Annotated in this window: 20 protein-coding genes; 3 read left to right on the forward strand and 17 right to left on the reverse strand. The window is 66.4% G+C overall.

Going from position 1 to position 19,316, the window contains the following annotated elements:
* Positions 1-7: 7 nt before the first annotated feature.
* The 8 genes from ACZYW1_RS02975 to dxr form a co-directional block, all read right to left on the reverse strand.
* A complete protein-coding gene (locus ACZYW1_RS02975; protein ID WP_463783139.1) occupies positions 8-1,513 on the reverse strand; it encodes a cobyric acid synthase in 1,506 nt (501 codons plus the stop codon).
* A 10-nt stretch (positions 1,514-1,523) separates the two neighbouring features.
* On the reverse strand, positions 1,524-2,381 hold the full coding sequence (gene map, locus ACZYW1_RS02980) for a type I methionyl aminopeptidase (RefSeq protein WP_463783142.1): 858 nt from the start codon (positions 2,379-2,381) through the stop codon (positions 1,524-1,526).
* 85 nt (positions 2,382-2,466) lie between these two features.
* Complete coding sequence (locus ACZYW1_RS02985; RefSeq protein ID WP_463783143.1) at positions 2,467-3,051, reverse strand: DUF1707 SHOCT-like domain-containing protein; 585 nt, start codon at positions 3,049-3,051, stop codon at positions 2,467-2,469.
* A gap of 773 nt (positions 3,052-3,824) precedes the next feature.
* The gene (locus ACZYW1_RS02990; RefSeq protein WP_463783144.1) at positions 3,825-5,642 is read right to left on the reverse strand and encodes a penicillin-binding transpeptidase domain-containing protein; all 1,818 of its coding nucleotides are present in this window, start codon (positions 5,640-5,642) and stop codon (positions 3,825-3,827) included.
* A gap of 115 nt (positions 5,643-5,757) precedes the next feature.
* Positions 5,758-6,612 (reverse strand): GNAT family N-acetyltransferase, encoded by an 855-nt coding sequence (locus ACZYW1_RS02995; protein ID WP_463783146.1) that lies wholly within the window; start codon positions 6,610-6,612, stop codon positions 5,758-5,760.
* A gap of 44 nt (positions 6,613-6,656) precedes the next feature.
* A complete protein-coding gene (ispG, locus tag ACZYW1_RS03000) occupies positions 6,657-7,814 on the reverse strand; it encodes a flavodoxin-dependent (E)-4-hydroxy-3-methylbut-2-enyl-diphosphate synthase (RefSeq protein WP_463783148.1) in 1,158 nt (385 codons plus the stop codon).
* Between the two features lie 58 nt (positions 7,815-7,872).
* On the reverse strand, positions 7,873-9,078 hold the full coding sequence (locus ACZYW1_RS03005) for a M50 family metallopeptidase (RefSeq protein WP_463783150.1): 1,206 nt from the start codon (positions 9,076-9,078) through the stop codon (positions 7,873-7,875).
* On the reverse strand, positions 9,075-10,247 hold the full coding sequence (gene dxr / locus ACZYW1_RS03010; RefSeq protein WP_463783151.1) for a 1-deoxy-D-xylulose-5-phosphate reductoisomerase: 1,173 nt from the start codon (positions 10,245-10,247) through the stop codon (positions 9,075-9,077). The genes ACZYW1_RS03005 and dxr overlap by 4 nt, the downstream gene beginning before the upstream one ends.
* A gap of 90 nt (positions 10,248-10,337) precedes the next feature.
* Between dxr and ACZYW1_RS03015 the strand changes: the two genes are divergently transcribed.
* On the forward strand, positions 10,338-10,592 hold the full coding sequence (locus tag ACZYW1_RS03015; RefSeq protein ID WP_463783152.1) for a DUF2631 domain-containing protein: 255 nt from the start codon (positions 10,338-10,340) through the stop codon (positions 10,590-10,592).
* Here the strand turns inward: ACZYW1_RS03015 and ACZYW1_RS03020 are convergent.
* From ACZYW1_RS03020 to pyrH, 6 genes are all read right to left on the reverse strand, one after another.
* Complete coding sequence (locus ACZYW1_RS03020; protein WP_463783154.1) at positions 10,539-11,447, reverse strand: cytochrome c biogenesis CcdA family protein; 909 nt, start codon at positions 11,445-11,447, stop codon at positions 10,539-10,541. The genes ACZYW1_RS03015 and ACZYW1_RS03020 overlap by 54 nt on opposite strands.
* 16 nt (positions 11,448-11,463) lie before the next feature.
* Positions 11,464-11,949 (reverse strand): protein disulfide oxidoreductase, encoded by a 486-nt coding sequence (locus tag ACZYW1_RS03025; protein WP_463787653.1) that lies wholly within the window; start codon positions 11,947-11,949, stop codon positions 11,464-11,466.
* Between the two features lie 237 nt (positions 11,950-12,186).
* Positions 12,187-13,287, reverse strand: coding sequence for a dual-specificity RNA methyltransferase RlmN (gene rlmN, locus ACZYW1_RS03030; protein ID WP_463783156.1), 1,101 nt, complete (start codon positions 13,285-13,287; stop codon positions 12,187-12,189).
* Between the two features lie 7 nt (positions 13,288-13,294).
* Positions 13,295-14,200, reverse strand: a complete 906-nt coding sequence (locus ACZYW1_RS03035) for a phosphatidate cytidylyltransferase (protein ID WP_463783158.1) — start codon at positions 14,198-14,200, stop codon at positions 13,295-13,297.
* 23 nt (positions 14,201-14,223) lie between these two features.
* The gene (frr, locus tag ACZYW1_RS03040) at positions 14,224-14,781 is read right to left on the reverse strand and encodes a ribosome recycling factor (RefSeq protein WP_463783160.1); all 558 of its coding nucleotides are present in this window, start codon (positions 14,779-14,781) and stop codon (positions 14,224-14,226) included.
* 116 nt (positions 14,782-14,897) lie between these two features.
* The gene (pyrH, locus tag ACZYW1_RS03045; protein ID WP_463783162.1) at positions 14,898-15,644 is read right to left on the reverse strand and encodes a UMP kinase; all 747 of its coding nucleotides are present in this window, start codon (positions 15,642-15,644) and stop codon (positions 14,898-14,900) included.
* A gap of 362 nt (positions 15,645-16,006) precedes the next feature.
* On the opposite strand from pyrH, the gene mbp1 reads away from it, so the two are divergent.
* Positions 16,007-16,249 carry a microaggregate-binding protein 1 gene (gene mbp1 / locus ACZYW1_RS03050; RefSeq protein WP_463783164.1) on the forward strand — a complete coding sequence of 81 codons (243 nt, stop codon included), beginning with the start codon at positions 16,007-16,009 and terminating at the stop codon, positions 16,247-16,249.
* Between the two features lie 64 nt (positions 16,250-16,313).
* On the opposite strand, the gene ACZYW1_RS03055 is transcribed toward mbp1, so the two are convergent.
* Together ACZYW1_RS03055 and ACZYW1_RS03060 are read right to left on the reverse strand one after the other, a co-directional pair.
* Complete coding sequence (locus tag ACZYW1_RS03055) at positions 16,314-17,249, reverse strand: lysophospholipid acyltransferase family protein (protein WP_463783167.1); 936 nt, start codon at positions 17,247-17,249, stop codon at positions 16,314-16,316.
* Between the two features lie 96 nt (positions 17,250-17,345).
* Positions 17,346-17,759 (reverse strand): ChaB family protein, encoded by a 414-nt coding sequence (locus ACZYW1_RS03060; protein ID WP_463783169.1) that lies wholly within the window; start codon positions 17,757-17,759, stop codon positions 17,346-17,348.
* Positions 17,760-17,905: 146 nt separating this feature from the next.
* Here ACZYW1_RS03060 and ACZYW1_RS03065 point away from each other — a divergent pair, with 146 nt between their 5' ends.
* Entirely contained in the window at positions 17,906-18,574 is a 669-nt protein-coding gene (locus ACZYW1_RS03065; RefSeq protein ID WP_463783171.1) for an HAD family hydrolase, read from the forward strand.
* Positions 18,575-18,596: 22 nt separating this feature from the next.
* On the opposite strand, the gene ACZYW1_RS03070 is transcribed toward ACZYW1_RS03065, so the two are convergent.
* On the reverse strand, positions 18,597-19,286 hold the full coding sequence (locus tag ACZYW1_RS03070) for a class I SAM-dependent methyltransferase (protein ID WP_463783172.1): 690 nt from the start codon (positions 19,284-19,286) through the stop codon (positions 18,597-18,599).
* Between the last annotated feature and the right edge of the window lie 30 nt (positions 19,287-19,316).

Below are 19,316 nucleotides of genomic sequence, written 5' to 3' on the forward strand. Positions count from 1 at the left end.
CCATTGGTCACGCCGGGTCCAGTGTCGCGACGATCGTCGGGCGGTGCGGCGGGCCGTCGCGCAGCAGTGCACTGATCGCGTCGACATCGAGGTGGGCGTCCAACAGATCGGCCATCAGATCGAGCTGGGCGTCGCGTCGGGCACTGACATCGGTGTCGTCGGCGACCACGAATCCGTCGCGTCCGGCTGCCGACGCCGCGGCTGCCAGCCAGCACCGGCGGAAGTCGTCGTTGTCGAACAAGCCGTGCCAGTGCGTGCCGTAGACCTGACCGCGCCGATACCCCTCCGGCACGCCGTCCACGTCGAACCAGGTGTCATCGCTGGAGCGTCCCACCCGGCCGTGGTGGATCTCGTAACCGTGCAGCGACCCCTGCCGGCGACGCAGCACCTTGTCGCGCTCGAATGTGATCTCGGCGTCCAGCATCCCCAACCCCTCGACCCGACCGGATCGACTCTCCACCGGGTCGTCGATGGATCGGCAGAGCATCTGGAAGCCGCCGCAGATGCCCAGCACCGCCCGGCCGGAAGCGGCGTGCGACCGGAGCGCGGACTCGAGCCCGCGTTCGCGCAACCAGGCCAGATCGGCGACGGTGGCTTTGGTGCCCGGTAGCACGATGACGTCGGTGTCGGCCAGGTCGGCGGGCTCTCGGACCCAGCGGACCAACACTCCGGGTTCGCAGGCCAGGGCTTCGACGTCGGTGGAATTGGAGATCCGCGGCAGCCGCAGCACCGCAACCCGGAGCCACTGCGAGCCACGTGGAGGCCGGGGTGTGCCGAGCACGCGGTGGGCCAACACCGGGACCGCGTCTTCGGTATCGAGCCACAGGTCGTCGGTGTACGGCAGGACCCCATAGGTTGGCCGGCCGCTGAGCTCGGCGAGCTGGCGCAGCCCGGGCTCCAGCAGCGACACGTCGCCGCGGAATTTGTTCACGATGAATCCAGCGATCAGCGCCTGATCCGGTGGGTCGAGTACCGCCACCGTGCCGAACAGGTGCGCGAGCAGGCCGCCGCGGTCGATGTCGCCGACGATCACGACGGGAAGGTTCGCCGCGCGGGCCAGACCCATGTTGACCAAGTCGTGTGCGCGCAAGTTGATTTCGGCGGGCGAGCCGGCACCCTCGCAGATGACCACGTCGAATTCGCTTCGCAGCGAGGCCAATTCGTCGTGTACAACAGCCGATAGCCTGTTGCGGTCCGACCAGTACCCCGTGGCGGTCGCCGTGCCCGCCACCTGCCCCTTGATCACCAGTTGCGACGTCATGTCACTACCGGGCTTGAGCAGGATCGGGTTGAACCGGACGCTCGGCGCCAACCCGGCCGCCCGCGCTTGCATCGCCTGGGCGCGGCCGATCTCGCCGCCCTCGACCGTGACAGCCGAGTTGTTCGACATGTTCTGCGCTTTGAACGGCGCAACCCGAATTCCGTTGCGCGCCAATAACCGGCAGAGCCCGGCGACCACCATCGATTTGCCCGCGTCGGACGTGGTGCCGGCGACCAGCAACGCGCCGCTCACGGCCGCGTTGTCACGCCCACGTGAGGATTTCCGCGCCGGAATCGGTGACGAGCAGGGTGTGCTCGAATTGCGCGGTCCACTTGCGGTCTTTGGTGACGACCGTCCAGTCGTCGTCCCAGATCTCGTAGTCCAGCGACCCGAGGTTGATCATGGGTTCGATGGTGAACGTCATCCCAGGCTCGAGGACAGTGGTGACGGCGGGCTGGTCGTAATGCAACACCACCAGTCCGTTGTGGAACGTGGTGCCGATGCCGTGTCCGGTGAAGTCACGAACGACGTTGTAGCCGAATCGGTTTGCGTACGACTCGATCACCCGACCGACAACTGACAGCGCACGGCCCGGCTTCACTGCTTTGATGGCGCGCATCGTGGCTTCGTGGGTGCGCTCGACGAGCAGGCGGTTCTCTTCGGAGACGTCGCCGGCCAAGAAGGTGGCATTGGTGTCGCCGTGCACGCCGTCGATGTAGGCGGTCACGTCGATGTTGACGATGTCGCCGTCTTCGATCACCGTCGAGTCGGGAATGCCGTGGCAGATAACCTCATTGAGCGAGGTGCAGCAGGATTTCGGATAGCCCTTGTAGCCCAGCGTCGACGGGTAGGCGCCGTGGTCGACCATGTAGTCGTGAGCGATGCGGTCCAGCGCGTCGGTCGTCACCCCGGGCGCCACGGCCTTGCCCGCCTCGGCCAGGGCACGGGCGGCGATCTGGCCGGCGACCCGCATCTTCTCGATCACCTCGGGCGTCTGCACCCATGGCTCAGTGCCCTCGCGCGCGGTCGGCTTGCCGACGTATTCCGGACGCTCGATCGACTTGGGCACCGGAAGTGTCGGCGACACGACGCCGGCGGACAGGGCAGAGCGGACAGGCATGCTGCCAGGATATCCGTTCGCGGCGACCACGCGGGTCCGGCGGATGCCCCGCCCGGAGTCGGGCCGTCGGATTCGGCCGGGCGTCTCAGCCGCGGCCGCGGCGGCGGACCAGCGACCGGCGCGGACCCTTGACCCGCACCGACCCGCACACCACCCGGCCGACCAGGACCACGTGCGGAGTGCCCTCGGCCGGCGCGATCTTGCGCCGATCGCTGGCGCTACCGCCGTACACCTCGACGTCGTCGATGGACGCGCTGGCGCCCTCGGGCAATCGAATCTCGACGGAGCCGAACCTCATGTCCAACTCGATCACGACGACCGGGCCCGCGAACCGGGCTTTGACCAGGTCCAGCTCGACTGAACCCATCCGGCGCACCAGGGCCAGCCTGGTCGGTACCGTCCATTCGCCGTGACGCTTCAGCGAACCGGCCCACCCACGCAATTCGACCCGGTCGGCAGCCGAGGCGACGATCGCGCCGGGACCCGGCAAATCACTGACCAGGCCGTCCAACTCGTTGCGGGTGCGCGCATACGAGACGTGCGTCGATCGCTCCTCGAACTCGCTGATATCGATCAACCCGAGCGCGACGGCATTGTGCAGGCGACGCAGTGTGCCATTGCGATCGGCGTCGGAGACGCGTAATTCGGACAGCTCGTCTGGACGTGACATGGCCTCCCCAATCTACCGCCACGAGCGCGGCAGGCGAACGCTGCACGATCGCCCTGTTGACCGCCATCAGCTGATCCCAAAGGTATGGCTATCAACCTGCACACCGACTGCCGCTGAGGTCTATTTGCAGCTAGCCGTTCCAATTTAATGGCGAATCGGGCAGATCCTGTTTGTTCAGTCGACATTATTGTGCAGACTGTCAAAACCATTGTTGAAACCTCTCAGACAGACCGTTCAAAAATTCGGATTCAAAGTCTGATTCCTCGGATCCAGCCAGCGCCGCGATAATGTTCAATGACCGTTGAATCACCACCGGTAGCACCCCCGCTAACAGTCGAGCCTCGTTAGTCACACCTATGAGCTGGTATTTCCTCGCCTTTTAGCTCCGGTAGGAAAATCTACAGGGCGATCCCAGTGCCGATTTGTTAAAAATCTGAACGGTTCGAACGCCGTCGAACCGGAACTGAGAGTAGGCTTAGCAGTCCTACAAGTTCAGCTGAGTTTATTATGTCGGATTCGCTTAAAAGGTGCGTGTTCCTGTTATACGCTTCAGTTTGTCGAAGGCTCGTCCTCCGACTGAAGTAGTCAAGGGATCCACCCCGATGAGGGGTGGCAGCCCGAACCGGAGGGTTGGGGGGTCAATCCCCCGGTTCGGACGCCAAACGCCAGCAGCGGTCTAACCCACCCAGTCAACCTGGAGACCGCCTGCACGGCGAAAACCCTGTCGCCCGGTCGCCCCTCGCGGCCGGGCGACAGCTTTCTCTGAACGGGTTCTAGGCCAGGTAATCCGCGGGCATCGACTCGAACATGAACTTGGTCATCCGGACCGCGTACTCCGAACTGCCGCCTCCGACGATCAGCGACGCGAAGGCCAGGTCGCCGCGGTAACCCGCGAACCAGGAATGCGAGCCGCCGGGGAATTCCGCCTCACCGGTCTTCCCGTATACCTCGCCGCAGCCGGCGATCTCCTTGGCGGTGCCGTTGGTGACCACCAACCGCATCATCGGTCGGAGACCTTCGATCATCTTCTCGCTGATCGGGGTGGTGTCGCCGTTGATCTGCGTGGGCCGTCCCTCGATCAGCCGGGGCACTGGCGCCTTGCCGGCCGCCACCGTCGCCGCGACCATCGCCATCCCGAACGGAGAGGCCAACACCCGGCCCTGGCCGAAGCCGTCCTCGGTGCGCTCGGCCAGATCGACCGTGGGCGGCACCGATCCGGTGACCGTGCTCAACCCGTCGATCTGATAATCCAGGCCCATGCCGTATTTGTTGGCGGCCTGGGTCAACCCGCGCGGGGGCATCTGGCTGGCCAGCTCGGCGAACGTGGTGTTGCACGAACTGGCGAAGGCACGCGACAGCGGCACCACCCCCAGATCGAAACCGCCGTAGTTGGGAACCACGCGCTGACCCACGTCCAGCTGGCCGGGGCAGCCCAAAAGTGTGTTGGGACTTGCCATATCGCGCTCGAGCGCCGCACCGGCGGTGACCATCTTGAACGTCGATCCTGGCGGGTAGAGACCGGTGGTGGCCAGCGGTCCCAGCGCGTCGGCTGCAGAATTCTGTGCGACGGCAAGGATCTCACCCGTCGACGGCTTGATCACGACGATCATCGCCTGACGACCCTGGTTGTCTACCGCGCGTTGGGCCGCGTTCTGCACGGCCCGGTCCAGGCTGATCGACACGGAGGGAGCGGGTGCGGGTGCGACCTCGTGCAGCACAGCCAGGTCGACGTTGTTCTGGTTGATGCTGACCACCCGCCAGCCCGCCTCGCCGTCGAGCTCGTCGATCACCGCCTTCTTGACCTGGCCGATCAGCGCCGGCGCGAAGTGGTAATCGGTCGGCAGCAGCTCGGCCTGCGGCGTGATCACCACACCGGGCAGGCTGCCCAGCGCCGGCGCGATCCGGTTGTTGTCGTCGGTGCGCAGCGTGATCAGGTCGACCGGCTTGCCGGTGCCACTGGCCTGCTCGGCCAGCCGCTGCGGATCGTTGATCGTGTCGTCGAAGGGATGCAGCGCGTCGATGACCGACCGGGCGGTGCTGATCAGGAACGCGCCGGCCTTCGAGGCGTCCAGCGAGTAGTGGTACAGGTAGCCGGGCGCCAACACGTCGGTCCCACCGACTTCGTTGACCGACGCCCGCTTCGGCGGGTCGGCCCGCAAAGCGAGCGTCTGGTGCTCACCGAGGCGCGGATGCAGGTCGGTGCTGTTCCAGCGAACCTGCCAATGCCCTTCGTAGCGGGCCATTTTCAGCTGCCCGTCGTAGGTCCAGTTGCGGTTCTTCGGAAGGTGCCAGGTGTAGCGGTAGCTCACCGAGCCGGTGTCTTCGGCGTACTTCGAGCCGAGAATCTGGGTGTCCAAGTGGCCGGCCTGCAGGCCGGCCCACGCGGCGTTCAGAGCTTCGCGCGCGTCACTGGGGTTGTCGCTGAGTTCGGCGGCCGCCGCGGTGTCGCCGGTGGCCAAGGCGGCGAAGAACTGCTGGGCCGCCGATGCGGGCCCCTCCTGCTTCGGAGTGCAGGCCGATACCGCTGTCGTCGTGACGAGCGCCGCGACGGCGGCTGTGGCAGCTGATGCCACTGTGAATTTTGTTGCCATTGTGGCTGATGTTAGAACCGCTCTCGCCAGACGCGTGGCGACACACCGAGACGGAATTGTTACGCGGCTTTACGCTTCTGCGCCGAGACCGCTCCTGGGTCGATCTCAGGGAGAGTCAGTCGAGCAGGACCGTGGCGAACGTACCGACTTCGTTGAAGCCGATCCGGTCATACGTCGCGCGCGCGACGGAGTTGAAGTCGTTGACGTACAGGCTGGCTGTGCGGCCGGTGCCGACGATGACCGCCGACAGGGTCGCGGTTCCGGCCGTGCCGAGGCCGCGTCCGCGCCACTCTGGATGCACCCAAACCCCTTGGATCTGACTGACCGTCGGCGACTGCGACCCGACCTCTGCCTTGAACACCACTTCACCGTTCTCGAAACGCGCCCACGCCCGACCGGCCGCGATCAGGCCGGCGACCCGACGCCGGTAGCCGCGCCCGCCATCGCCGAGGCGCGGGTCGACGCCCACCTCGCCGATGAACATGTCGATCGCCGCCACCAGATAGGTGTCGAGTTCGTCGGGCTTGACCTGTCGCACACCGGGATCGATCGCGCAGGTCGGCATCGTGGTCAGCGACATCAACGGCTGACGGTCGCGAACGTCGCGGGCCGGACCCCAGGACGACTCCAAGCGCTGCCACATCGGCAGCACCAATTCGGCCCGCCCGACCAGCGACGAGCACCGGCGCGAGCCGGTCAACGCCGCATCGGCGAACGCGTGCAGATCATCGACGCGCCCACGCAGCGGGATCAGGTTGGCGCCGGCGTAACACAGCGACTCGTCGGGCCCACGGCGCGTCCACAGCTCGCCGCCGATCGAGTGCGGGTCCATGCCGTGATCGGCCACCCTGGCCGCGACCATGCACGACCCCACCGGGTCCTCGTCGAAAACGCGGCGTACAGCAGCCCCGTCGCGCACAACAGATACCCGTCGCTCGCTGACCATGCGGCGGATGGGCGGAGCCGACATACTGACTCTTTCTGCGACGGATACTGAGCCCGATTAGGCCAATGTCAGCTTACGGTCACAACTGGCGCGCCGCTTGCCGTTGATCCGTCCGCGCCCGTCTCGTTAGCCAATCGCATTGCCTCTTCGATCAACGTCTCGACGATCAGTGCTTCGGGCACGGTCTTGATCACCTCGCCCCGGACGAATATCTGGCCTTTGCCGTTCCCCGAGGCCACGCCGAGATCGGCCTCGCGCGCCTCCCCCGGTCCGTTGACCACGCAGCCCATCACCGCCACCCGCAACGGGACATCGAGCCCGTCGAGGCCGGCCGTCACCTCGTTGGCCAGGCGGTAGACGTCCACCTGCGCGCGCCCGCAGGACGGGCAGGACACGATTTCCAAACCGCGTGGGCGCAGGTTCAGCGACTCGAGGATCTGCGAGCCGACCTTGACCTCTTCGACCGGCGGCGCCGACAACGACACCCGGATGGTGTCGCCGATGCCCCGCGACAGCAACGCGCCGAACGCGACCGCGGATTTGATCGTGCCCTGAAACGCCGGCCCAGCTTCGGTCACGCCGAGATGCAAGGGGTAGTCACATTGGGCGGCGAGCTGTTCGTACGCCGCGACCATCACCACCGGGTCGTTGTGCTTGACGCTGATCTTGATGTCGCCGAACCCGTGTTCTTCGAACAGCGATGCTTCCCACAGTGCCGACTCGACCAGCGCCTCCGGCGTCGCCTTGCCGTACTTCTCCATGAACCGCTTGTCCAGCGATCCGGCGTTGACGCCGATGCGGATCGGAATGCCCGCTGCGCCAGCGGCTTTCGCGACCTCGCCGACACGGCCGTCGAATTCTTTGATGTTGCCGGGGTTCACCCGCACTGCGGCGCAGCCCGCGTCGATCGCGGCGAAAATGTATTTCGGCTGGAAGTGGATGTCGGCGATCACCGGGATCTGGCTCTTTTTGGCGATCGCGGTCAACGCGTCGGCGTCTTCCTGTCGCGGGCATGCCACCCGCACGATGTCGCAACCGGAAGCGGTCAACTCCGCGATCTGCTGCAAGGTCGCGTTGACGTCGTGAGTCTTGGTGGTGCACATCGACTGCACCGGGATCGGGTGATCGCTGCCGACGCCGACGTCTCGGACCATCAGTTGTCGCGTCTTGCGCCGGGGCGCCAGCGTGGGCGCCGGCGCGGCCGGCATACCCAGACCTGTGGTCACTTTTAGCCTTCTCTCGCTTCCTTCGGTTGCGCCTGCGGCATAGCGCCGCGGGGCAGCGCTACCGGAACAGCCGGATCGGGTTGACCACGTCCGCGGTCACCGTCAGCAGCATGTAACCGACGACCAACACCAACACTACGTACGTTGCGGGCATCAGCTTGAGGTAGTTGACCGGCGCCGCCGCGACTTTGCCGCGGGCCGTGCGAATCATGTTGCGCAGCTTCTCGAACAGCGCGATCGCGATGTGTCCGCCGTCGAACGGCAACAACGGCACCAGGTTGATCACGCCGAGGATGAAGTTCAGCTGCGCCAGGAACAGCCAGAAGGCCACCCACACGCCGTGGTCCACGGTGTCTCCGCCGATGATGCTCGCACCGACGACGCTGATCGGGGTGTCGAGCGAGCGCTCGCCGCCTCCGATCGCGTGGACCAGCGCGCCGACCTTCGTCGGGATCGCGATCAGTGACTTGCCCAGCAGCACTGTCAGGTTGCCGGTGAAGCCGAAGGTGGCCGGCACCGCGGTGATCGGGTTGTACTGGGTGGGTCCGGGTTGGGTGCCGACGACTCCCATCACCCCCAGCGTGGCGGGTTTCGCACCGCCCTTGCCGTCGGTGACCCAGCGCTGCCGCTGGGTGATCTCCACGTATTTGGTCATCGTCTGGCCGTCACGCTTGATCACGACGGGGACGGTGCCGTGCAGTTTCTGCACCACACCGGCCATGTCGGAGAAGTCGCTCACCGGCTTGCCGTCGACCTTGAGCACCACGTCGCCGGCGCGGATGCCGGCGGCGGCCGCTGGACCGTCGCCCGTGCATTTCTCGAAGTCGCCCTGCTTGATTTCGCTTGCCGCACAAGCGGTCTGACCTATCACCGCGGTGGGATGCAGGTTCGGCAGGCCCCAGATGACGGCGATCGCGTAGATCAGGACCAGCCCGATCACGAAGTTCATCCCCGGACCGGCGAACAAAACGGCGACCCGCTTCCAGGTCTTCTGTTTGTACATCGCGCGCTCGTGCTCGTCGGGCTGGAGTTCTTCGACCGACGTCATGCCGGCGATGTCGCAGAAGCCACCGGCCGGGATCGCCTTGAGCCCGTACTCGGTCTCGCCGCGACGGGTCGACCACACGGTCGGGCCGAAGCCCACGAAGTAACGGCGCACCTTCATGCCGGTGCCCAGCGCGACCCACATGTGGCCGCATTCGTGCAGCGCCACCGAGATCAGAATGGCGAGCGCGAAAAGCACGATGCCGATAACGAACATCATCGGGTCGGTGAAACCTCCTGTGTGACCGCATTGCGCGCGCGTTCACGTGCCCAGCGCTGCGCTTCGAGTACGTCTTCCACGGTAGCGGGTTCTGCGGCCCACTGGTCCGCGGCGCTCAGGACATCGCCAATTGTTTGCACGATCGCCGGAAACCCGATCCGTCCGGCCAGAAACGCCTCCGCCGCCTCTTCGTTGGCGGCGTTGTAGACCGCGGTCATGCAACCACCCGTCTCGCCGGCCCGGCGGGCCAGCGCGACAGCGGGAAAGACCGCGTCATCCAGCGGTTCGAACTCCCATGTCGACGCGGTGGAGAAGTCGCAGGCCGCAGCCGCTCCCGGCACCCGATCCGGCCAGCCCAGGGCCAGCGCGATCGGCAACTTCATGTCGGGCGGACTGGCCTGGGCGACCGTCGATCCGTCGGTGAAGGTCACCATCGAGTGCACGATCGACTGCGGGTGAACGACGACGTCGATGCGGCCGTAGGGGATGCCGAAAAGCAGGTGCGCCTCGATGAGCTCGAGCCCCTTGTTGACCAGCGACGCCGAGTTGAGGGTGTTCATCGGACCCATCGACCAGGTCGGATGGGCGCCGGCCTGCTCGGGTGTCACGCCCTCTAGCTGAGCGGCCGACCAGCCCCGGAAGGGTCCGCCGGACGCGGTGAGCACCAGCTTGGCGACTTCGTCGGCACTTCCTCCGCGGAGGCACTGCGCCAGCGCGGAGTGCTCGGAGTCCACCGGCACGATCTGTCCGGGCTGCGCGGCGGCCAGCACCAGCGGTCCGCCCGCGATCAGCGATTCCTTGTTCGCCAGGGCCAGCCGAGCGCCGGACGCCAGCGCGGTCAATGTCGGCTGCAGACCGAGCGCGCCGACCAGCGCGTTGAGCACGACGTCGGCCTCGGTGTTCTCGATCAACCGGGTGGCGGCCTCGGGACCGGTGTAGGTGACGCCGCCGATGCTCTGCGCGGCGCGCTCGTCGGCGACGGCGAGGTTGGTCACCCCGGTCTGGTCCCGCTGCCGAGCGAGCAGGTCTGGATGGCTTCCACCGGCGGCCAGCCCGACCAGTTCGAAGCGGTCGGGGTTGGCGGCGATGACCTCGAGTGCCTGGGTGCCGATCGAGCCGGTGCTGCCGAGCACCAGGGTCTTCAGACGGCGGTCGGGGCGGGTGGACACCCATCCATTGTGCCGCGCCACCGGCGCGCCCGACGAATCCCGATATGCCAGAATGTGCTGACGTCCCGATCCCGACCCGAGGAGTTTGCCGTGGCCAGTACCGAGGTGGAGCGCTCCGACGGAGTCCACGTCGCTGACGTGCCGTCCGCGGACTGGGGCTGGAGCAAGATCAACTACCGCACCTGGCACCTGACCGGTCTGCTGATCATCGGGCTGTTGGTGGCATTCCTGCGTGGCAACCACGTGGGCCACGTCGAAGACCTCTGGGTGATCGGCTTCGCGCTACTGGGCTTATTCTTCCTCGTGCGCGACTGGTGGGGCCGCCGGCGCGGCTGGCTCCGCTAGTACGACGGGGTGCCGCGTCCGCCGATATGCGGCAGCGGCGGCAACGCCGGTCACCAATAGCGCGAGCGCCCATATCCACGGCCACCCGCCGTGTCGCAACACCCAACCCGCCCATGCGCCCTGCACGCGTGCCGCCAGGGCGATCACCGCGTCCGGGCCCGGGGCTCCGGTCTGTAACGCGATTTCATAGCTCGCGTAGTAACCGACATACAGCCCGACGACGATCAGCAATGCCCCGCCGACCCGGTTGACGTAGGGCAAAACGCGGCGCAGCCGGGTGACGGCCGCCGAACTCGCCGTTGCGGCGGCCACCGCCAGCACCCCGACCACCAGCGTCAGACCCGCGATGTAGGCGAGGTATACCGCGACGCTGCCGATCAACGACTGCCGTCGTAGACCCGCGGTCGTGACCGCAAGAAACGGCCCCACCGTGCAGGAGAGCGAGGCGATCGCGTAGCTCACTCCGTAGCCGTACATCGAACCCAGCCGAGCGGTCGGCGCCAGCCGGGAGGACCACGGGGCTGACACCGTCAACTCGCGGCCGGCGAGCAGCCAGCCCCCCAGCGCGACGATCACGATGCCGATCACGACGGTCAGGTACGGCAGGTACCGCTGCAGCACGCCGCCGGCCGAAACCGTCAACGCGCCGAAGGCACCGAAAACCGTCAGAAATCCAAGCCCCATTGCGGCCGTCGCGGCAAGAGCACGCCCCACCGCGGCCAGGCCGGTCGACACGGCCGCGCCCTCCCGCCGGACCACCAGCACCAGATATGCCGGCAGCAGAGCGAACCCGCACGGGTTCAGCGCGGCGACCAGCCCGGCGGCGAACGCCAGACTGATCAGCCGCTGATCCATTGCCGTCTCGACCGGGTCAGGACTTCAGCGCCGCCACTCGATCGGAAAGCTCCTGCTGCGTCATGGCCGAGGTGGTGTTGTTGACGAAGGTGGACGTGCCATCGGCACGGTAGAACACCCACGCCGGCTGCCACGGCACGTTGTAGCGAGCCCAGATCGAACCGTCGGCGTCGTTCAAGTTGGGAAAGTTCAGGTTGTACTTCGACACGAAAGCCTGTTGCGCGGCGGGATCGGAGTGCGCCGCCACCCCGACGAATGCGACGCCCGGGTTCGCGGCCGAGACCTGGCTCAAGGTCGGGGCTTCGGCATTACAAAACGGGCAGAACGGCGTCCAGAACCACAACACCGCCGGTTTGCCCTGCAAGCTCGCGCCATTGAACGGCGCGCCCGACACCGTGGTGCCGCTGAACTGCAGACGCTCGTCGGCGGCTGAGGCTTGTGGCGCGGCGACCAATCCGAGCACCACTGCGACGGCGCCTACGAGCAGGGCCAGGCTTCTCATCGTTCTCATCCGCTCTCCTCCTTGGGGCTGTGATGCATGCGATTACCCCGAACCCGCAATTTGCACTCAACCTTCGGCGGCCAACTGGCCGCACGCCCGGGCAGAATCGCGTCCGCTCCAGCTACCCGCCTTCGGCGGCCAACTGGCCGCACGCTCGGGCAGAAGCGCGTCCGCTCCAGCTACCCGCCTTCGGCGGCCAGCTGGCCGCACGCTCAGGTAGAAACGCGTCCGCTCCAGCTACCCGCCTTCGGCGGCCAACTGGCCGCACGCGGCGGCAATCTCACGGCCCCGGGTATCGCGCACCGTGCAGGCCACGCCCGCCGCCCGGACCCGGCGTACGAACTCGCGCTCCACCGGCTTCGGGCTGGCATCCCATTCGCTGCCCGGAGTCGGGTTCAACGGAATCAGGTTGACGTGCACCAGTGGGCCCAGCGCCCTGTGCAGCCGCTTGCCCAGCAGCTCCGCGCGCCAAGGCTGATCGTTGACGTCGCGGATCAGGGCGTACTCCACCGACACCCGCCGACCGGTCTGCTCGGCGTAATAATGCGCGGCATCCAGCGCCTCGCCGACCTTCCACCGGTTGTTCACCGGCACCAGGGTGTCGCGCAATTCATCGTCGGGCGCGTGCAGCGACAACGCCAACGTCACCCCAAGCCGTTCGTCGGCCAGCCTGCGGATGGCCGGGGCCAGCCCGACCGTCGACACCGTCACCGAGCGCGCCGATATGCCGAAGCCGGCACCCTTGTCCGCCGACCCGGTGATGCGGCGGACCGCGGTCAGCACCCGGGCATAGTTGGCCAGCGGCTCCCCCATCCCCATGAAGACGATGTTGGACAACCGGTCGCCCCACTCGTCACGAAGCGTCACCGCCGCGCAACGCACCTGCTCGACGATCTCGGCCGCGGACAGATTGCGGGTCAGACCGCCCTGACCCGTCGCACAGAACGGGCAGGCCATGCCGCAGCCCGCCTGCGACGAGATGCAGACGGTGTTGCGCTTCGGGTAGCGCATCAGCACCGATTCGAACGTCGTTCCGTCGACCGCCCGCCACAGCGTCTTCCGCGTTTCGCCTGCGTCGCAGGTGATGTCGCGGGCCGACGTGAGCAGGGTCGGGAACAGCGCCTCGGCGACGGGACCGCGAACCGCTGCCGGCAGGTCGGTCATCTGCTGCGGGTCGGCGATCAGCCGGCCGAAGTATTGGTTGGCCAGCTGCCTGGCCCGAAACGCCGGCAGGCCCAGTGCCGCAACGGCTTCGGCGATGGCGGCTTCGTCGAGGTCGGCCAGGTGTCGCGGCGGCAGCGCGCGACGGGGTGCTTCAAATACCAGCTCTTGCTTCACCGGGACCTCAGGGCAGCAGCGTCAGGACGGTCCAGGTCGCCACCGCCGATGGCAGCGTCCCGTCCAGCCGGTCCATCAGGCCGCCGTGGCCGGGCAGGATCCGGCCCATGTCCTTGATACCCAGGTCCCGCTTGATCTGCGACTCGACCAGGTCACCCAGCGTTGCGGTGGCCACGATCGTCAGGCCCAGCAGCACCCCGATCCACACCGGCCGGTGGGCCAGCAGCACTGCGGCCAGCGTGACGGCGGTGACGCCGAAGAGCAGCGAACCGGCCAGGCCCTCCCACGACTTGTTCGGGCTGATCGACGGGACCATCGGATGCTTGCCGAACAGCACTCCGACCGCGTAGCCGCCGACATCGGAAGCCACCACGCCGATCATCAGGCAGAACACCCGGCCCGAACCGTTCGGTGGGTAGACCAGCAGCACACTGAACGACGCGAACAGCGGCACCCACGCCGCCAGAAAGACCGAGGCGGCGACGTCGCGCAGGTAGTTTCCCGACGGCGAGTCGGCGGATCCCTCCGGCGCGGACGTCGCACCGAGCGCCAGCCGCCAGAACATACAGACCACCGCGGTCACGCCGAAACCCGCCAACGCGCCCGCCGCGTGGTAGGGCCAGGTCAGCCAGATCATCAACTGAGTTCCAACCAGCAACGGAATCGCGGGGATGACGTAGCCCGCCTCGCGCAGCCGGCGTATCACCTCGTGGGTGGCGACGGGCATCGCGGCGGCCACCAGCAGCACCCAGAGGTAGCGGTCCCAGATCAGGATTGCCACGATGGTGAACGCCAACGCGGCACCCACCGCGATAGCGGCGGGTAGGTTACGGCCGGCCCGCGACTTCTTCTGCGCGGGCTGCGCCACCGAATCCCCGGTCGGGATACCTGCGCCGGTATCAGTTTCTGCCACGGACGTCGTCTGCTGAGCGGCCGCTAGACCTCCAGCAGCTCGCCTTCCTTGTGCTTGACCAGGTCCTCGATCTGGGTCACGTACTGCTGGGTGGACTTGTCGAGATCCTTCTCGGCGCGGCCGACCTCGTCCTCGCCGGCTTCGCCGTCTTTGCGGATCCGGTGCAGTTCCTCCATCGCCTTGCGGCGGATGTTGCGGACCGACACCTTGGCGTCCTCGCCCTTGGCTTTGGCCTGCTTGACCAGTTCGCGGCGACGCTCCTCGGTCAGCTGCGGTACCGCGATCCTGATCAGCGTGCCGTCGTTGGTCGGGTTGACGCCGAGATCTGAGTTGCGGATGGCCGCCTCGATGTTGCCGAGCTGACCGGCTTCGTAGGGCTTGATGACGACCAGCCGCGCTTCCGGGACGTTGATGCTGGCCAGCTGGGTGATCGGGGTCGCAGAACCGTAGTAGTCGATGTTGACGCGGTTGAACATGCTGGGGTTCGCGCGGCCGGTACGGATGGTCGACAGGTCGTCGCGACTCACGGCCACGGCCTTTTCCATCTTCTCTTCAGCGTCAAAGAGTGTCTCGTCAATCATTTCCGCCGCTCCTCATCATCGCAAAGCTCTGCATCGTCGTCGGCGGGCATTTCCGCCGCTCCTCATCGCAAAGCTCTGCATCATCGTCGGCGGGCATTTTCGGCCGCTCGTCCCTTCTACGTCGTTACAAGCGTTCCGATCTTCTCACCCGCAACGGCCCGAGCGATATTGCCATCGGTCAACAAGTTGAAAACCAGGATCGGCATGCGATTGTCCATGCACAAACTGAACGCGGTGGCGTCGGCCACCTGAAGCCCGCGCTCGATGACCTCGCGGTGCGAGATCGCCGTGAAGAGTTCGGCAGCGGGATTGATCCGTGGATCCTCGGTGAACACCCCGTCGACCGCTTTGGCCATCAACACCACGTCGGCACCGATCTCCAGGGCGCGCTGCGCGGCGGTGGTGTCCGTCGAGAAGTACGGCAGGCCCATGCCGGCGCCGAAGATGACGACCCGTCCCTTCTCCAGGTGGCGCACGGCACGCAGTGGCAGGTACGGCTCGGCCACCTGGCCCATGGTGATCGCCGTCTGGACCCGGGTGGCTATGCCCTCTTTCTCCAGAAAGTCCTGCAGCGCAAGGCTGTTCATCACGGTACCGAGCATTCCCATGTAGTCCGAGCGGGTGCGCTCCATCCCGCGCTGCTGCAGCTGTGCGCCGCGAAAGAAGTTGCCGCCGCCGATCACCACCGCGACCTGCACGCCGGTTCGGACCACCTCGGCGATTTGCCGGGCGACTTGCGCCACCACATCCGGGTCGAGTCCCACCTGACCACCGCCGAACATCTCGCCACCGAGTTTGAGCAACACGCGGGTGTAATGAGGCCGGTCGGACGACCCGGCGCCGTTGCTACCCTGCTCCGCCATCTGACTCCTTGCACACCGACGACGCTCTCCAGCTGTCCTTGCGACGGCTGTCCCCGAAACAGCCGGGTCCATCCTGCCTCATCGCCAGGCGGCACGTCCCGAGAGTGGACGGCTTTGTCCGTGCCGGCCGAATTCGCGGTGTCCGGCATCACACTCGGGCAGCCGGTGCTCCTACCAGGCCTTCGCGACCCGAGGGCTCCGACACCGGGCGACACGGCGGTCGACAACGTTTGGCGCTTCGGCACCAGGGGAACAGCCAGTGCTGAGGCGCGAGGGGGACGCGTGACGCGCTCCCCACCACGCCGAGACCGGTCCAGACCCCGGGCCGGCGACGATCAGGCGCAAGCCAACAGGAGGACTTCATGTCGGACGACAACAAGAGCGGGCCTGCAGAAGGCATCAAGGGTGTAGTCGAGGGTGCCAAGGGCCTTGCCAAAGAGGCCGTCGGCAGCGTCATCGGCCACGACGACCTCAAAGAAGAGGGTCAGGCTCAGCAGGACAAGGCTTCTGCTCAGCGCGACGTGGCCAAGAAGGAAGCCGAAGCCGAGGCTGCTCGCGGTGCTGAAGAGGCCGCTGAGAAGCGCCAGCAGGCTCACCAAGACTAAGTACGCCGCAGACAAGGCCCGGTCCATCACGGACCGGGCCTTGTCGCGTGTCAGACGTCTTTCCCTAGCCGAACACCGGAAGCGCCCGCCTGCGGGCCAGCGCGTCCATTCCGCGCTGAATGCTGTCCTCGACCTCGTGGTACTTGCGGTCGACGTACTCGTCATCATCGGCGCGCGCCGGATCGCTGTCGATTTCAACGGCAGGCATGAACCTGGTGCGGATCTTAGCGGGCAGCGGGAACTGCGGCAGAGCGGCGGGGGCTATCCCCCAGGGAAGCGATATCGCGAGCGGAAAGACCTTGAGGCGCAGCAATTTATCGAGGCGTAGCACCCGGGAGAGCCGATCCCCGCGGATCAATACCGGCATGGCATCGGCGCCACCGACGGTCGCGATCGGCACGATCGGCACGCCGGCGCGAATCGCCATCTTCACGAAGCCTGTGCGCCCGGCCAGGTTCGCGCGATCACGCTCACGCCAGGGTCGCAGCGAATCCACTTCTCCCCCCGGCCACAACGCCACGTCGTGGCCCTCGGCTAACGCGGTCGCGATGGCATCCGGCGCCGCGGGCAACACCCCCATCGAGCGGAAGTAGTGGCCGAAACCCGGAATGGCCATCAACGCGTCGTGGGCCGTGCCATGCAAAGTGCGCTCCGACCCGAATCGTCGCCACCACTGCAGACCCACCGTCCAGGCGTCCCATACGAATGGCGCACCGGAATGGATGCCCACCAAGAGAGCCGGGGGCTTGCCGACGTTCTCCCAGCCGTCGATTTCCATCCGAAACCAGTAGTCCAGCAATACATTCCAGAAGAACTTCGAACGCTGCAGGACGTCCTCGTCGGGCCCACTGAGATCCCACACGCCGGCTCGTTCGGCAATCCAGCCACTCACGCCGCCGGCTTTACTGTCGCGCCGGTCTGCCATCGCAGCCCGGGCTCGCTCGGCCTGATCCTGCGCCTGCTCGCGCACCTCAGCTGACCTGTGATCTCTGACACTCATGGCGCTCGCATACCCGAATAGCCACTCGGCAATCTGCGCCCGTGTGCCGGCAACGATCAGCAACGACTTTCGGTGCCGTGGCCGGTCCGGTCGCGGCTAGCGGCCCCGTACTTTGCGGTTGTATTTCTTGATGGCGTCGACCAATTGCGACTTGTCCATCGTCGAGCGTCCGGCGATGTCGAGCTTTCGTGCGATGTCGAGCAAATGCTTCTTGCTGGCATTGGCGTCGACGCCTTCCTCGGAGGGGACGGGGTTGTGCAAGCCTCCCCGCTCCGCGCGCGCATCCGACGGCCCGCTCTCCTTCTTGGCCAGCCAGCGATCACCGACCTTTTCGAAGCTGCGCTTGAGCGCCGCGTAGGCAACTCGATGGGCCCGCTCTTCGCTGCCGTACTCATCGGCGGCGGCGTCGTGTGCTTTGGCAAAGGTGCGCTGCGCCTTTGCGTTTGAACGCTCCAGGGTGCTCGGCAGCTCGTTCTTCTTGGGCTTACCGTCTTTGGTGGTCTTCGCCATTGCTCACCTCTCGTGCCTCGGTGGCTGTCCTCGGTGTCCGCGCCGGTCACGGTGGGTGTCCCGGCCGACTATGGGATTGCTGCGTTATCGGGTCTGGTTCGGGGTACCCACCGCGTGCCCCAATTCCACCGAAAGGTTCCACTGCGATGGCTCAGACCACCGTCCTGTTCGACGTCGACGGCACGCTGGTCGACTCCAACTTCCACCATGTCATCGCCTGGCAGCACGCGTTTCTCGACGTCGGCCAGGACGTGCCGTGCTGGCGCATTCTGGGGCAGATCGGGCGGTCCGGCGAGGAACTGATCGAAGAACTTCTCGGTGAAGAGTTGGCCGACCAGCACGGCAAAGAGGCGAAAAAGCTGCACACGAAGTACTTTCTCGAGTCCGCGTCGCAGGTGCGTCGGCTTCCCGGTGCTCGCGAACTGCTCGAGGCCGTCCGCGCACAAGGCTGGCGTTCGGTGCTCGCCACGTCCGCGGGCGAAGAAGAGCTCGAATTACTGCGCAGCGCACTCGACTGCGAAGATCTCATCGACGCCGTTACATCGTCGGCCGATGCCGAACGCGCCAAGCCGCACCCCGACATCGTGGCCACCGCGCTGCAGCGTGTCGACGCCAAGCCCGCCGAGGCGCTGTTCCTCGGCGACGCGGTCTGGGATGTCCACGCCGCACAACGCGCCGGCGTGCCGGCTGCGGCGGTGCTCAGCGGTGGCACCCCGAAACAGGCCCTGCAAGAAGCCGGCGCCGCACAGGTCTACGACGGACCCCTCGATGTGCACAAGCACATCGAGGGGTTTGGTCAACTCGTTGGGACGTAGGAACTTTCGTAGGGTCGATGCCTCAGCCCAGATGGGCTGACAGCAGCCAGGCCGGTAGCGACTTGCGGCCGTTGCCTTCGTCACGCACGTTCCTGAACGGAAACTCGGGATCGTCGGCGTTGTGGAAGTTGCCGTGGATGCGCGCCGGCCGGATCTCGTCGATGACCCAATATTTCGACACCACCTCGCGGAGCTCGTCCTCGGTCACGGGATTGGCCGGCGCGCCTTCGCCGGTCTTGGCGAACACCAGCACGTAGTACGACGCACCCGGCTTGGCGGCCCGCACGATCGAGCGCTGGTAACCCTCACGTAGCTCGACGGGCATGGAGTGGAACAGGGTGCTGTCCACGACAGTGTCGAACCGCGCTTCGGAACCGGGTGGGTAACTGGAGAAGTCGGAGATGTCGGCCACCGCGAACGACGCCGAGGTCAGTCCTTGCCTGGCGGCCTCCGCCTTCGCCAGCTCGATCGCAGTGGGCGAGGCATCGAGTCCCACGGTGTTGTGGCCCAACGCCGCCATGTGCAGCGACAGGGCCGCCTCCCCGCATCCGGCGTCGAGCACCGCACCGGTGATCTTGCCCTGGTCGATGAGTGCGGCGATGTCAGGTTGCGGCTCGCCCAGGCTCCACGGCGGGCGACCGCCCGCGAACTCCGCAGCCTCGCCACGGTAAGCCGGGTCGAAATCGAAATCGAACTTCTGCGTTTCAGTCATACCCCAGATATATCAATCAGACTGATATAT

The sequence above is a fragment of the Mycobacterium sp. IDUB_36 genome (genome assembly GCF_055419225.1).

Excerpts from the sequence above, each read along its gene's own strand:
- mbp1 (WP_463783164.1), top strand. The coding sequence starts at position 16,007 with ATGTCGGACGACAACAAGAGCGGGCCTGCAGAAGGCATCAAGGGTGTA.
- ACZYW1_RS03055 (WP_463783167.1), bottom strand. The coding sequence starts at position 17,249 with ATGAGTGTCAGAGATCACAGGTCAGCTGAGGTGCGCGAGCAGGCGCAG.
- ACZYW1_RS03065 (WP_463783171.1), top strand. The coding sequence starts at position 17,906 with ATGGCTCAGACCACCGTCCTGTTCGACGTCGACGGCACGCTGGTCGAC.
- pyrH (WP_463783162.1), bottom strand. The coding sequence starts at position 15,644 with ATGGCGGAGCAGGGTAGCAACGGCGCCGGGTCGTCCGACCGGCCTCAT.
- ACZYW1_RS02995 (WP_463783146.1), bottom strand. The coding sequence starts at position 6,612 with ATGTCGGCTCCGCCCATCCGCCGCATGGTCAGCGAGCGACGGGTATCT.
- ACZYW1_RS02985 (WP_463783143.1), bottom strand. The coding sequence starts at position 3,051 with ATGTCACGTCCAGACGAGCTGTCCGAATTACGCGTCTCCGACGCCGAT.
- ACZYW1_RS03025 (WP_463787653.1), bottom strand. The coding sequence starts at position 11,949 with ATGAGAAGCCTGGCCCTGCTCGTAGGCGCCGTCGCAGTGGTGCTCGGA.
- ACZYW1_RS03060 (WP_463783169.1), bottom strand. The coding sequence starts at position 17,759 with ATGGCGAAGACCACCAAAGACGGTAAGCCCAAGAAGAACGAGCTGCCG.
- ACZYW1_RS03005 (WP_463783150.1), bottom strand. The coding sequence starts at position 9,078 with ATGATGTTCGTTATCGGCATCGTGCTTTTCGCGCTCGCCATTCTGATC.
- ACZYW1_RS03070 (WP_463783172.1), bottom strand. The coding sequence starts at position 19,286 with ATGACTGAAACGCAGAAGTTCGATTTCGATTTCGACCCGGCTTACCGT.
- frr (WP_463783160.1), bottom strand. The coding sequence starts at position 14,781 with ATGATTGACGAGACACTCTTTGACGCTGAAGAGAAGATGGAAAAGGCC.
- ACZYW1_RS02990 (WP_463783144.1), bottom strand. The coding sequence starts at position 5,642 with ATGGCAACAAAATTCACAGTGGCATCAGCTGCCACAGCCGCCGTCGCG.
- ACZYW1_RS03020 (WP_463783154.1), bottom strand. The coding sequence starts at position 11,447 with ATGGATCAGCGGCTGATCAGTCTGGCGTTCGCCGCCGGGCTGGTCGCC.
- map (WP_463783142.1), bottom strand. The coding sequence starts at position 2,381 with ATGCCTGTCCGCTCTGCCCTGTCCGCCGGCGTCGTGTCGCCGACACTT.